Raw genomic sequence first — 13,212 nt, forward strand, 5'->3', positions numbered from 1 at the left:
GTGTTGGGATCGAGCGGTGCGATCGGCCGCCAGGCCGATCCGACCGCTCGATCCCAACACCGGCTCAAAGGCGATCTCGCCCGCCCTGGCGGAGCCGGGGCAGACAATACAGCGTGAAGGTGAAGTCGCCGGAGAGCTTGCCGCTCAGACGGGCCGCCGAAACGAGCTTTCCTTCGGTGAGCAGCCTTTCGACTTCGGCGCGGGAAAGTGCGCACCCGTCGGCGATCAGGCGCGCCGGTCGCACCGGAATTCGGGCGGCGAAGCGCACCGAAACGTCGATCACCTCCTGGCCGAGGTGGTCCGAGCCGCCGGTGTCGAGACGCCAGGCGCCGGCCCAGTCGAGGGCGACGTGGTTGCGGTGCAGCACGACCGGGTCCTGGAGCAGCTCGGCGGCGAGGCCAAGATCGTTGGTGTGCAAGCGTTCCAGCAGATCGGGGCGGACGGAGCGCACGTTCACCCGCTCCAGGACCGACAGTTTCGCCGTGTCTCCGCACGAGGAGCAGAGCACGAGGAGCCAGGCGTCGAGGAGCTTGTGGTTTGCGTTGACGCGGAATTTGCCACTGGCGCGGAAACGGTCGTGACCGCAGGCCGTGCAGCGACGGAGCAGGACGGGAAAACGGGTGGGTTCGACCACCCAATGGGTGAGCACAGAAGTACACCGGTTTCTGTGAGAAGTCCGCAGCAAAGTCAGCGCGGCGCACAGGCGCGACGCGCGACGAATCAGCTCTCGGGAGGTCTCACAGCGTGTACAACGGGACGCCCTTTCCTGGGCAACGTGGTTCGGCAGCACGGTAATGGCGCTCGGTGGCATCGCTCCACCGGTTTTCGCGTGCGGGGGAGAACGCGGTCCCGCTAAGGTGGGCCCATGGGGTCAGTCAGGCAGGTCCAGATCACCTTCGACTGCGCGTCGCCGGAGCGCGTCGCGCGGTTCTGGTGCGAGGTGCTCGGCTACGTCGTCCCGTCGCCGCCGGACGGGTTCGCGACCTGGGACGAGTTCACCCGCTCCCTGCCACCGGAGAAGCAGGACGCGGGGTTCGTGTGCGGCGATCCCACCGGCGTCGGCCCGCGGATGTACTTCCAGCGCGTGCCCGAAGGCAAGGTCGTCAAGAACCGGGTGCACCTCGACGTGCGGGTCGGCACCGGGCTCGTGGGTGCGGAGCGCGTCGCCGTCCTCGAAGCCGAGTGCGCTCGCCTGGTCGCGCTCGGCGCGGTTCGCCTGCAGCTTCTGGTCGCCGACGAGGAGAACGAGTCGTGCCTGGTCATGCAGGACGTCGAGGGCAACGAGTTCTGCCTCGACTGAGGCGGTGCTGGGCCCTGTTTCAGAATTGGGTTCTCAGTGGCGTCGACTCAGTGGGTACTCTTGCTGGTGGCTGCAATCCCGGTGCTGCAGAGACGGGCGATCGGGTGTCGGGTACCGGGAATTTCCGTCACTCGCGCCCGTACCAAGCTCTGGTGAAATCCCGAACGGTGCGGGCTCTCGCTTCGTCGGCGTATCGGCCGGTCATAGCCATTCGTTGATGCGGGCGATGTGGACGGTGGCTTCGTAGCGGACAGCGAGCTTGTCGTACCTGGTCGCGATCGCCTGGTTGCCTTTGAGCCGGTGGAAGGCCTGGTACTTCTTCTCCGGGATGGTGCACTTGATGCCGCACCTCCACAAGTAGGCACAGTTCGCGCGGGAGGAGTAGGCCTTATCTGCCCGGACCCGGTCCGGGCGGGTACGCGGGCGGCCGCGCCGCGGCGAGGCACCCGGATCTTCTGCAGCACCGGCTGGAATCGCAGGAATCGCCTCGCTGCCCGGCGGTGACCACCACCGACAGCAACTCTTGGCCCTGCTCGGCGGACAGGTGCAGCTTGGGTGGTCAGCCCGCCACCGGATCGTCTGAGGCCATGATCGTCCGGCTCGTGGCACACCCCACCGGGCGGTTCCTTCTGCCCGTTCCCTTTTACGCCCACCAGCGGCATGCTGGTGCGCGCGAGCGATGGTCGAGTCGACCGAGACGTCCCAGTTGATCAGATCCTGCGAGTCGCTCGTGCTTGCAGATCGGTCACGATCCGTGCCCAATTCCCGTCCCGCTGCCAACGGCGGAACAGCCCATATACGGTCTGCCACGGCCCATACCGCGCGGGCAGGTCCCGCCACGGCACACCCGTCCGGACCCTGAAGCGAACCCCATCGATGAGCTGGCGTTTTGTTCACTTCGATGGCCGTTCCGGGTTCTTGCCTACCGGCAGCACCGGCTTCAACGACGCCCACTGAGCGGCGGTCAAACTACCTCGACCCACACCAAGATCATCTCAGTGCTGATCACAGATGATCAAGTTCTGAAACAGGTGCTAGGCCCGGCGGCCGCGCCGCGACAGGTCCGCGCCGCTGCGGCCCAGGTCGGCTTCGATCGAGGCGGCTGCCTCGAAAGCCTTGTCCAGCAACAGCTTCTCGTGCGTCTCGTCGATCTGCGCCAGCGGCACCGAGATGTGGATGGCGGCCGTGATCTCGCCGTACGCGTCGCGGATCGGGAACCCGTAGCCGACGACGCCGGGGATGGCTTCCTCGCGGCTCACGGAGTAGCCGGCGCGCCGGATCGTCTCCAGCTCGCGCTCGAGATCGGCCTCTTCGGTGAGCGTGCGCTCGGTCAGCCGCGGCCGCGGTTCGCCCATCAGCCGCCGGTGCAGCGGCGGGTGGAACGCGGCGAACAGCTTGCCGACGGCGGTGGCGTGCAGGAACAGCGACTGGCCCAGCCGGATGTCGACCGCGATCGGGCGCGTGCCGGGGAACCGGTCGATGTAGGACACCCGCGTGCCCAGGCGCACCGCGAGGTAGACGTCCTCGCCGGTCGCGCGGGTCAGCTCCTGCAGGGGGCGGCGGGCGACGTCACGCACCTCCAGGCCGTCGACGATGCGGATGCCGAGGCGCACCGCGCGCGAGCCGAGCGAGTAGCGCAGGTCGTCGGAGACCACGATGACGTCGGTGGCGGCCATCCGCTGCAGCAGGTTGTGGGCGCTGCTCGCCGGCATCCCGAGCCGTTTCACGATCTCGGTGAGCGTCATGCCCTCCGGGTGCCCGACGAGCAGCTCGAGCGTGTCGAACACCCGCGAGAACCGTTCCGCTCCTGCGTCGGCTGCCACGCACCCCTGCCTTTCGTCGCTGGTCATCCGCCAAAAAGCCTAGCCGATCCCCGGCCGTCGCCGGTGGCGAGACGGCCGGGGTGATCAGTGCCGGCGGGTCCCGCCGGCGAGGAAATCCGCGTCGTCCAGCGCCAGGGTCAGGGCCAGCAGCGCGCCGAGGTAGCTGTACTGGCGCAGGCCCATGACCAGGCCGGTCGCGGTGTAGGTGAACCGCGACTGCTGCACGAGCTGCGGCGGCGTCACCTCGGCGAAGTGCCGGGCGGTGTTGGCGAAATGGCATTCGACGACGGGTTTGGTCGTGTCGTCGAGGGCGTGGCGCGTGGCTTCGCCGTAGGTGGTGAGGCCGGCGGGGTTGATGACGTAGCCGTCGACCTCGCGCGCGGTGCGGTGGATGAAGTCGAGGATCTCGCCCTCGTGGTTGGAGGCGAACGGGACGACGGACACGCCGAGCTCGTCGGCCATCTCGGCCACCAGCTTTTGGAGGTCGGCCAGGGACTTGATCGGGCCGTAGATGCTCTCGCTGCGGTGGCCGAGGTTGGGCATGTTCGGGCCGTCGATCACGCCGATGCGCCACGGCGTCGCGTCCGGTCCGCGGAAGCGCGAGAGGGACATGTCAGGACTCCTGCGGGGTGATCAGGTTGAGCGGCAACGGGGTGTGGCGCGCGGCCGGGCTGCCGTCGCGGCGCCGGGCGCGCCGCTGGTCGACGGTGTCCGGATCGCCCGTGGCGTCGGTGGGGCCGAGCGGCAGGTCGTGCTCGTGGGCCAGCGCGATCAGCTCCGCGACGGTGTACTGCGCGAACGCGGTTTCCAGCCGGGCGCGGATCTCCGCCGCGTGGCCGCGCCGCTCGGCGTAGGTGGCCAGGGCCGGGTCGGCGGGCCAGCCCAGCGCCGTGCACAGGCGGAGCCACATGTGGTCTTCGAGCAGCGCGAGGGCGACGGAGCCGTCCTTGGCCCCGACGACGCCGTAGGTCGCCTCCGGCTCGGCGACGGCGAGGGGTTTGACCGAGCTCCAGGCCGTCGCGACGTCGAGCATCGCCAGGTCGAGGAAGGTGCCGCCGCCCGCGTGCCACGCCGCGGTGATCGCGAGCGCGGCCGTGGTGGCGGTGCCGAGGTCGACCCACGGCACGCCGATGCGGTCGGACTCTCCCGCATCGCCGAGGATTCCGGCCATGGCCTGCAACGACAGGTCGTGCGTGGGATGGCCCGCCAGCGGTCCGGTCTGGCCCATTCCGCTGATCGAGCAATAGACGACGTCCGGGCGCACCTCTCGGACCGCCTTCTCGTCGCAGCCGAGGCGGGCGGTGACGCCGGGGCGGAAGCCTTCGACGAACACCGCGCACCCGGCTGCCAGCTCCAGCAGCCGTTCGCGGTCGGCGGGCGACTTCAAATCGAGGAAAACGCTGCGCTTGCCGGCGTTGACGCGCTCGAACATCGGCGGGTCGAAACGGCGGGCCGGGTCGCCGGCGGGCGGCTCGACCTTGAGGACGTCGGCGCCGAGTGACGCGAGCAGGAAGGTCGCGTACGGTCCCGGCAGCTGCTGGCTCAGGTCGAGCACGGTCATGCCGTGCAGCGGGGCGGTCACGGCCGGACCGCCGCCCGGCCGACGAGCGCGCCGGAGTCGACGGCGGCGTGGGCGGCGGCGACGTCGGTGAGGGGCCAGACCCGTGGCGGCACGGGGGTCACCTTGCCGCTGGAGACGAGGTCGACGACGTCGAGCAGCTCCCGGCGGTTCGCGTGGGCCGAGCCGACGATCTCGAGCTCCTTGAGGATCATGAGTCCCAAGTGGACTTCGACGGCGCCGGGGTCGGTGTTGCCGACGACGGCCAGCCTTCCATGCGGCGCCAAGGCTTTCAGCGACAGCGCGAACGTCGGGGTGCCGGTGGTCTCGATCGCGACGTCGACTCCGCGCGGGCGGCCGAGGTCCGCGGCGGCCGCGCGCACGGCCGGTGCGCCTTCCGCGACGGTCACCACGGCCTGGGCGCCCGAGTCCAGTAGCGCTTGTCTTTTGCTGTCACTGCTCGTCAGGGCGATCACGGTGGCGCCGAGCGCGGCGGCGATCCGTACCGTGTGGACACCGACGCCGCCGCTCGCGCCGGTCACGAGCACGACGTCACCTGCCGCGGCCAGGGTGCGTCGCAGCGCATGCAGTCCGGTGCCCAGCGCACAGGAAAGGATCGCGCCTGAGGCGTCGTCGATGGTGTCGGGAAGGGCGACCGCGTTGATCGGCCCGGCGAGGACGAACTCGGCGTAGCCGCCGGGCAGGTCCTCGCCGTAGAAGCCCGGGCCGCTGCGGCAGGTGTTGGTGTGCCCGGCCACGCACTCGGCGCACGTGCCGCACGGGAACCGCTGCACGAGCGCGACCCGGCGGCCCAGCCACGAAGTGTCGCCGGCGGGACCGATGGCCTCGACGCGTCCGGCGATCTCGTGCCCGAGCACCTGGCCGGGTTTGGCGGCCAGCAAACCCTTGCGTGCCAGCACGTCGTGGCCGCAGATCCCGCACGCGGCCACCCGCACGAGCAGCTGGTCGGCCGTGGGTTCGGGGACCGGGCGGTCGTGCACCTCGAAGCGGTCCGGCGCCGTCAGCACCGCGGCTCGCATCACGGCGACACGACCTCGGTCACCTTGCCCGCGATCGTCGGGGCGGGGCCGGACTTGGTCGCGTCGACGTCGAGCGTGAGGTCGCGCCCCGCCGTCTCCGGCAGCCAGAACAGCAGGATCAGCCCGCAGATCAGCGCGACGCCGACCAGCAGGATGCCCGGTGCGTAGCTCAGCCCGGTCGACACCACCAGCGCGGCGGCGACCAGCGGCGCGAAGCCCGACGGTGCGCCGACGCCGAGGTTGAAGCCGAGCGCCCCGCTGGTGAGCCGCGTCGAGGCCGGGAACATCTCGATGAGCACCAGCGAGGTGTTGGCGTTGATCGGTGCCTGGAAGATCGCGAACACGATCAGCGCGACGATCACCACCGGCGTCGACCCGGTCCCGAGCGCCATGAACACCGGGATGCCGAACACGACGTGGCCGAGGCAGCCGAACAGCAGCGTGCGGCGCCGGCCCAGCCGGTCGGACAGCCGGCCCGCGAGCGGGCACAGTGCGCAGTAGATGGCGAGCCCGATCGAGGTGAGGATCGTGGCGCGGGTGCCGCCGACGTGCGCGGTCGCGGTCAGGTAGTTCACGACGTAGGTGCCGAGGAAGTACAGGCCCACCCCGCAGATCCAGGAGAACCCGAAGGTCACGAAGATCGCCTTCGCCTGGTCGCGGCGCAGCGCGTCCTTCAGCCGCGCGCGCGGCGCGTCGCTCTTCGCGAGCTCTTCGAAGATCGGTGTGTCCTCCAGCCGCTGGCGGACGTAGAGGCCGACGGCGGCCAGCGGCGCCGCGACGAAGAACGGCACGCGCCAGCCCCAGCTGTCGAGGGCCGCGGCGCTGAGGGAGAGCTGGAAGGTCAGCGACAGCAGGGCGCCGAAGATGAGCCCCAGTGCCGCCGCCATGGACGGGAAGCTGCCGGGGATCCCGCGCCGGTCGGCCGGCGCCGTCTCGATCAGGTAGGCCGAGCTCGCACCCCACTCGCCGCCCACGGCCAGCCCCTGCAGACACCGCAGCAACACCAGCAGCACCGGCGCCGCGATCCCGATCGTCGCGTAGGAGGGCAGCACCCCGATCAACGTCGTCGCGACGCCCATCAGCGCCACACTCGCCGACAACGACACCTTCCGCCCGGCCCGGTCCCCGATGAGCCCGAACACGACGCCACCCAGCGGCCGCACCGCGAACGCCACCCCGAACACCGCCAGGGACTTCAGCAGCCCCACCGCGCTGGACCCGCCGGGGAAGAACTCGTGCCCGATGGCCACGGCGAGAAACCCGTACACGCCGAAGTCGAAGTACTCCAGGAAGTTCCCGATGATGCACGCGACGGCGACCCGCCGTCTGCCCATCGCCGTGGTGGCCCTCATCGTTGTCGCCATTGACCCCGAGTCCCTTCGATTCGAAATACCGAAAGATCTTTCTTAAACTCGAATGAGGCGACGGTACTTCGTCGGGGGCTTCGCCACAAGGCTCAGAGCGGGGTCGGACCGCGCCGCCGGTGTGGGAGGGTGGCGCCGCGAGACACGGCGGAGCCGGCGCGTTCGGAGCCGGTGAAGGAGACGCCCTGGCACCGGGGGCGCCGATGATCGGCTCGGCCGGGGTGTGGGTTGCGAAGCAGAAGCGGGCTGCGATGGAGTAGTACTCGAAGATCTCGCGAGAGGATTCGGCCTCCTCCAAGCCTTCCTCGTCGCTCCTCAGCGGCGAAAGAAGGCGAGGTAGACCCGGCGGCACACCAGCAGCAGGACCAGGCCGAGCACCAGCGAACCGGCGCCGATCACGAACGTGGCGCCGACGTCGACGCCGTCGAGTCCGCGTGGCTGCTCACCCTCAACGCCGCCCGTCGCATCGATGCCGGCGAACCCGCCACGAAAAACGGGGCCATGGTGAAACGTCAGGCGTCGGCGACCGCGATCTTCTGCACCTGGGCCGCCGTGCAAACCCTCGCGGCTGGGGCTACTCCCGCGAGTTGCCCGTCGAGCAGTGGATGCGCGACGCGAAGCTCGAAGAAGGCACGTCGGACATCATGCGGCTGGTGATCTCGCGGCAGCTGTGAGCGGTCACCGGACCGGGACCCGCGGAGGTCCCGGTCCGGCCGGCTGCTCAGTACTTGTTGTTCTTCTTGCCCCAGAAGTACTCACTGGCAAGGTTCGTCTTCATCTTGTCGGAGAGTGCCGCGTACTTGGGGTCGGTATTCAGGACGTTCTCGATGTCGGTGAGCGCGTTCTGGGTCTGCGCCTTCTTCGGGTGCTCGTCCGGCAGGCCGTTGACGTCGTTGACCATGTCGTCCCAGCGCCGGTTCCGGTTCGCCTTGCCGATGACCTCGTCCAGCGTGTAGCTGGTGCGCGGCGGGTCGTTCAAGTTGAACTTGTTCTCGTGGTGCAGCACGTTGTGGTACTCGATCACGGACTGGTTCGTGTTGCTCTGGTTGTACCCGAGCTGGTCTTGCTTGATGTGGCCCATCTCGTGGTAGAGCGTCTTGTCGCCTTCGTCGGCCTTGATGTTGATCGTGCCGGAGTGGTGGTTGTAGCCACCACCGCCCTGCAGGCCCAGGGCATCGTGGCCTGTGGTTTCGCCGAACGGCTTTCCCGTCTCGGGGTGGACGTCGTCGAGCTGCTCCGGCTTGTACCCCATGAAATCGCCGACCGTCTTGCCGTGGTCGGCCGGCCCGAAGCCGTGCGCGACACCGGGGGGTAGGTCTTCGATCTTGGTGTTCAGCTTGATGTTCGGGTCGTTGGGGATGTTGAGCGTCTTCTGCGGCCCGTCGATGTTCAGCTCGTCCTTGTAGCTGTCGTACTTGTCCTCGAACGGCCGGTTGTCCTGAGCGGGCCGGTTGTGCCCGGGGTGGTCATCGGCCGCCGGCTCGTAGTCGGTGGGCCGGTGCTGGTTCTGGTTGCCGCCAGAGTGCGAGTGATCGCCGCCGGTGCCGTCGTGACCGCCGGTGCCGTCATGGTCAGTGCCGTCGTGGCCGGTGTCGTGCTGGTTGTTGCCGGTCGTGTCTCCGTGGTCGTGCGTCGGCGTGTCGTCGCCGTGGTGGCCGGGGGTGTTGTCGGTGTCGGTGTGGTGGTCGGAGCTCGTCGTGTCGTTCCCGTGGTGACCGTGGTCGCCCGGGGCGTCGTTCGACCCGGCGTGGTGGTCACCGCCGGGCGTGCCCGCGCCGTGGCCTGGCGGCGGGGGAGGCGGAGGCGGTGCGCCGGTGTCTCCACCCGTGTGTCCGTGGCCCGGCGGTGCCGTGTCGCTGCTTCCTGGCAGCTTCGGGCCGCCCGGGGGCGGCGGGGGAGGCGGTGGTGGCGGGGGTGCGCCGTCGCTACCACCGGTGTGGCCGCTGCCGGAGGGTGTGGTGTCGCTGCTTCCGGGCAGCTTGGGGCCGCCCGGGGGCGGAGGTGGTGGCGGTGGTGGCGGGGGTGCGCCGTCGCTGCCGGTGTGGCCGCTGCCGGAGGGTGTGGTGTCGCTGGTTCCGGGCAGCTTGGGGCCACCGGGCGGTGGCGGAGGTGGTGGCGGTGGTGGCGGGGGTGCTCCGTCGCTGCCACCCGTGTGGCTGCCGGAGGTCGTGTCGCCGTCGCCGGGCAGCTTCGAGTCGCCGCCCACGTTCGGCTTCGGGCCCGGTGGGGGCGGCGGAGGCGGTGGTGGGGGCGGCGGTGCGTCGCTCGACCCGGCGGGCTTCGTGTCGTCGCCCAGGCCGCGCGTGGGCGGCGGCTGGGTTGCGGCGTCGCCGCCACCCAGCTTCGAGCCGCCGATGTTCGGCACCGGTGGTGGCGGGGGCGGCGGAGGAGAAGGAGGCGGCGCCGGGGCCGGGTCGGGTGTGGCCGGGTTGGAGTTCTGGACGTGCGTGGCGTCGTTGCCGGCGTTGGCGCGCGGCGGGGGCGGGGGAGCAGGGGTCGGGGGTGGGGTGTCGGTCTCCTCGGCCAGCTTGCTGCTGGCGCAGCCGAGGCCGAGCGGGTCGGCCTCGAACAGCGGGTTGGGCGCGTACGCGATCGGGTTCGGCGCGGGCGTGAGCCCCAGCGGGTCCTGGCTGAGGTAGCGGCCGGTGCCCGGGTCGTAGTAGCGGAAGACGTTGTAGTGCAAGCCGGTCTCGTCGTCGGCGTACTGGCCGGGGAAGCGCAGCGGCGTCGACACGCTGCCGGGTCGGCTCGGCGTTACGCGGCCCCACAGCGACGTGGTGGCGTGCCAGGCCACGACCCCGTGGGCGTCGACCATGTCGACCGGCGTGCCGATCTGGTCGGTGACGAACGAGAAGAACCGCACCCCGGTGCCCAGGTGCTCGGTCTGCGTGACCGGGCGCGTGCTGTCGGGGTAGTGGTCCCAGGTGAGCACGAGCTCGCGGCCGTGGGCGTCGCGGTGCACCTGCTCCACGAGCAGCTGCCCGCTCCAGGCGAACGTGACTTCTTCGGCGACGCTGCCGTCCGGCGCCAGGCGCTGCTTGGCGGTGCGACGGCCGAGAGGGTCGTAGCGGTAGCGCCACTCGGCACCCTGGGGCGTCCGCACGCCGAGGAGACGGTCGAGCGGACCCCAGTGGTAGGTCCAGGTGCCGCTCGGGTCGCTGCGGGTGGTCAGCCGGCCCTGCGCGTCGTAGCCGAAACGGACCGGGCCCGCGGCGGCCAGCGTGTTGCCGGTGTAGTGGCGCGGCCCGAGCTCGGCGGCCGGCAGCTGCGCGTGGACGATGTTGCCGGCCGGGTCGTAGCGGTAGCTCTCGGTTCCGCCCGGGGCGGCGACGTCGGTGACGCGGCCCGCCGGGTCGAGCCGGAATCGCACCGGCCCGGAGAGCGCGTCGTCGACGCCGACGAGGCGGCCGTCGGGTTGGTAGAGGTAGCCGCGCTGCTGGATCACGCGGGCGGTGTCGCGCGCGGTCACGACCTGCTGTGTCAGCTGGTGCTCGGCGTCGAACGCCTGGGTGAGCGTGGTGCCGGCGCCGGTGGTGCGCTCGACCTCGCGGCCGGCCTCGTCGTGTCGGAACGAGACCACCTGCCCGGCGACGAGCAGCGACGCCGGCGTGCCGGTGGCGTCGTAGGTCCACGCACTGTCCACTCCGGACGGGGTGTGGCGCCGGACGCTCACCTCGTCGTAGGAGTAGGCGACCGCGCGGCCGTCGACGGTTTCCCGCACAACGCGCCCGAACTCGTCGCGCTCGATCTCCACCACGCTGTCGCCTTCGGTGGCGCGCACGAGGAAGCCGACGGGGTCGTAGGCGTAGCTGGTCACGCCGGTGGCGGTGTGGCGCTCGACCACGTTGCCCAGAGCGTCGTAGGTGAACGTCGTGGCCGCGCCGAGGCCGTCGACCGACTTCACGAGCTGGCCCGCGGCGTCGTACTCGAACCGCAGCGCGCGGCCGTCGAAGTCGGTCTCGGACACCGTGTGCCCGGCGGCGTCGTAGGTGTAGGACCAGCTCAGGCCCGCGGGGTTCGTCACGCGGGTCAGGCGCAGCTCGGTGTCGTACTCGTAGGCGGTCCGGGCGCCGGTGGCGTCGATCTTCGCGACGGCCAGGTCGAAGGGGCCGTACTCGTAGCGGTCGCCGCCGTGCTCGACGACGTTGCCCTCGGCGTCGTAGCGCCACTCGTCCTGCCGGCCCGTCGGCCCGATCCGGCTGGCGCGACGGCCCTCGACGGTCCAGCCGAGCCGGGTCCGGGCGCCGGAGGCGTCGGTAACCACGCGCGGACGGCCGAACAGGTCGCGCTCCACGGGGTCCTCGACCGGGGCCGGCGCGACCTCGGCGCCTCGCTGCCGGTCCTGCTGGAACTCCGCGCCCGCCGTGGAGCGCACCGCGAGCAGGTCGGGCGCCGTCCCGGCCGGGTACACCCGCCGGTAGGTCCGCGCGCCGCTGGTGACGGTGAGCGTCAGTGAACCGTCCACTCCGGACTCGACCTCGGCCCGGGTCCCGTCCGGCCGGACGATCGCCGCGAGCAGGCCTTCCGGGGTGTACTCGAACGCGGTCGTGCGGCCGAGGGCGTCGGTGCGGGACAGGAGGCGGTCGTAGCGGTCCCAAGTGGACACCGTCGTCTCGCCGAGCGGGCCGACCTCGCGCACGACCTGGTCGGCCTCGTTGACGTGGAACTCGGTGCGGTGGCCCAGGGAGTCGGTGTAGGTGGTGACGCGGTTTTCGCGGTCGTAGGCGAACTGGCCGTCGTAGAACCCGCGGTCGCCGACGGTGCGCACACAGCGGCCTTCGGTGTCGTAGACGTAGCGGTACCAGACGCCGTTGCGGTCCTGCCAGCCGGTGATGCGCCCGTCCGCGTCGTAGTCGTACGTCTCGGCCAGGCCCGAGGAGTTGATCACCCGGGTCAGGCGGCCGCGCTCGTCGTAGCCGAAGGTGCGGGCGAGGACGGTGAGGTTCTTCTTCGGATCGACCACCCGGATCGCCGTGATCCGCCCGGCGTCCGAGTCGAGCTCGACCAGGTAGCCGCCCGTGTGCTTCAGCACCTTCGGCGCGCCGAACTGGTCGTACTCCACCTCGACGCGGTCACCGGCGGCGCCGAACATCGCCGACACCGGGAGGTAGTCGCCACCCCGGCCCAGGAGCGGGCCGAACCGCAACTCCGTGCCGCGCAAGGGATCCGTGACCGCGTACGTGCCTTCTTCGTCGACGCTCAGCGGGCGGCGCGGACCCTCCGCCGGCTGCACCGGCGAGCCGACCGCGGGGAGCGGGTAGACGAGGATCGTGCCGTCTGCGCAGTAGAAGGTGGCGTTGCGCGAGTCGAGCTCGAGGCGCTGATCCACAGTGGACGTCCACGTCGGACCGAACCACTGCCCGGCCCGGTAGGTCGACAGGTGCAGCCGCTCCAGCACGAGCGGGTCGGGCAGGCGCAGGTCCACCTGCTCCAGCACGACGGCGCCGCGCACCACGTCGACCGGGTCGGACTTGCAGACCAGGCTGTCCTTGTCCACCGCGGTGTTGCGCGGGTTCTCCGGCTTGGGCGAGGGCGGCGGGGTGTCCGCCGGCCCCTTGGAGCTGCCACCGCCGCCTCCGAGCGAGCCGCCGCCGCCCGACGATCCTGCGTCGGTGTCGAGGGGCGGCGGGTCTGCCTTCGCGGGCGGCGGCGGGGTGCCGCCACCGCCTCCGCCGGTGCCGCCTCCAGTGCCGCCGCCGGTGCCGGAAGTGTGGGTGGAGTCGTTCGGCGGCGTTGTGCTGTGGTCGCCCGAGGGCGTGACGGAGTCGTCGCCACCGGTCTTGCCGGGCGGCGGCGTGTAGTCCTTGGGCGTGCCCTCGTAGCCGGAGCTCTTCGTGGAGTCGTCCGCCCCGGATTTGCCCGGGGGCGGGGTGTAGTCCTTCGGCGTGCCCTCGTAGCCGCCGCCCTTGGGCGTGCCGCCACCGTCGCCGCCGGGGGTTTTCACCGGCGGCGCCTTCGGGGTGCCCGAGAGGTCCTTCGTCTTCGGCGGCGGAGTGACCTTGCCGCCCTTGAGGCCCTTGAACGCCTTCCCCGCGTCCTCGAACAGCGTCCCGGCCTTCTTCAGCAACGGCACCAGCGCCTTGAGCGCCTTGACCAGCTTGGTGACCAGGCCGGTGATCTGCGACGC

At 70.9% G+C, this 13,212-nt stretch carries 9 protein-coding genes and 1 pseudogene; 1 reads left to right on the forward strand and 9 read right to left on the reverse strand.

Annotated features, from left to right (window positions below; translation table 11 throughout):
- Positions 1-64: 64 nt before the first annotated feature.
- Positions 65-649 carry a DUF1062 domain-containing protein gene (locus ABZU76_RS51135; protein WP_354885668.1) on the reverse strand — a complete coding sequence of 195 codons (585 nt, stop codon included), beginning with the start codon at positions 647-649 and terminating at the stop codon, positions 65-67.
- A 216-nt stretch (positions 650-865) separates the two neighbouring features.
- Here ABZU76_RS51135 and ABZU76_RS51140 point away from each other — a divergent pair, with 216 nt between their 5' ends.
- The gene (locus ABZU76_RS51140; RefSeq protein WP_354885671.1) at positions 866-1,300 is read left to right on the forward strand and encodes a VOC family protein; all 435 of its coding nucleotides are present in this window, start codon (positions 866-868) and stop codon (positions 1,298-1,300) included.
- Between the two features lie 201 nt (positions 1,301-1,501).
- On the opposite strand, the pseudogene ABZU76_RS51145 reads toward ABZU76_RS51140, so the two are convergent.
- The 8 genes and pseudogenes from ABZU76_RS51145 to ABZU76_RS51180 form a co-directional block, all read right to left on the reverse strand.
- A pseudogene (locus tag ABZU76_RS51145) lies at positions 1,502-2,283 on the reverse strand (IS5 family transposase).
- A gap of 51 nt (positions 2,284-2,334) precedes the next feature.
- Entirely contained in the window at positions 2,335-3,123 is a 789-nt protein-coding gene (locus ABZU76_RS51150) for an IclR family transcriptional regulator (RefSeq protein ID WP_354885674.1), read from the reverse strand.
- Between the two features lie 84 nt (positions 3,124-3,207).
- Positions 3,208-3,735, reverse strand: a complete 528-nt coding sequence (locus ABZU76_RS51155) for a type II 3-dehydroquinate dehydratase (protein ID WP_354885677.1) — start codon at positions 3,733-3,735, stop codon at positions 3,208-3,210.
- Between the two features lies 1 nt (position 3,736).
- Positions 3,737-4,705, reverse strand: coding sequence for a CoA transferase (locus ABZU76_RS51160; protein ID WP_354885680.1), 969 nt, complete (start codon positions 4,703-4,705; stop codon positions 3,737-3,739).
- Positions 4,702-5,721, reverse strand: coding sequence for an alcohol dehydrogenase catalytic domain-containing protein (locus ABZU76_RS51165; protein WP_354885692.1), 1,020 nt, complete (start codon positions 5,719-5,721; stop codon positions 4,702-4,704). Before ABZU76_RS51165 ends, ABZU76_RS51160 begins: the two co-directional genes overlap by 4 nt.
- Positions 5,721-7,073: an MFS transporter gene (locus tag ABZU76_RS51170; RefSeq protein ID WP_354885683.1), complete on the reverse strand. Its 1,353-nt coding sequence runs from the start codon at positions 7,071-7,073 to the stop codon at positions 5,721-5,723. Before ABZU76_RS51170 ends, ABZU76_RS51165 begins: the two co-directional genes overlap by 1 nt.
- Positions 7,074-7,400: 327 nt before the next feature.
- Complete coding sequence (locus ABZU76_RS51175; RefSeq protein WP_354885686.1) at positions 7,401-7,643, reverse strand: hypothetical protein; 243 nt, start codon at positions 7,641-7,643, stop codon at positions 7,401-7,403.
- 163 nt (positions 7,644-7,806) lie between these two features.
- The coding region (locus ABZU76_RS51180) for an RHS repeat-associated core domain-containing protein (RefSeq protein ID WP_354885689.1) at positions 7,807-13,212 on the reverse strand (5,406 nt) is incomplete at its 5' end.

Source organism: Amycolatopsis sp. NPDC005232, from assembly GCF_040607795.1.
Taxonomy (GTDB): Bacteria; Actinomycetota; Actinomycetes; order Mycobacteriales; family Pseudonocardiaceae; genus Amycolatopsis.

Excerpts from the sequence above, each read along its gene's own strand:
- ABZU76_RS51165 (WP_354885692.1), bottom strand. The coding sequence starts at position 5,721 with ATGCGAGCCGCGGTGCTGACGGCGCCGGACCGCTTCGAGGTGCACGAC.
- ABZU76_RS51155 (WP_354885677.1), bottom strand. The coding sequence starts at position 3,735 with ATGTCCCTCTCGCGCTTCCGCGGACCGGACGCGACGCCGTGGCGCATC.
- ABZU76_RS51170 (WP_354885683.1), bottom strand. The coding sequence starts at position 7,073 with ATGAGGGCCACCACGGCGATGGGCAGACGGCGGGTCGCCGTCGCGTGC.
- ABZU76_RS51140 (WP_354885671.1), top strand. The coding sequence starts at position 866 with ATGGGGTCAGTCAGGCAGGTCCAGATCACCTTCGACTGCGCGTCGCCG.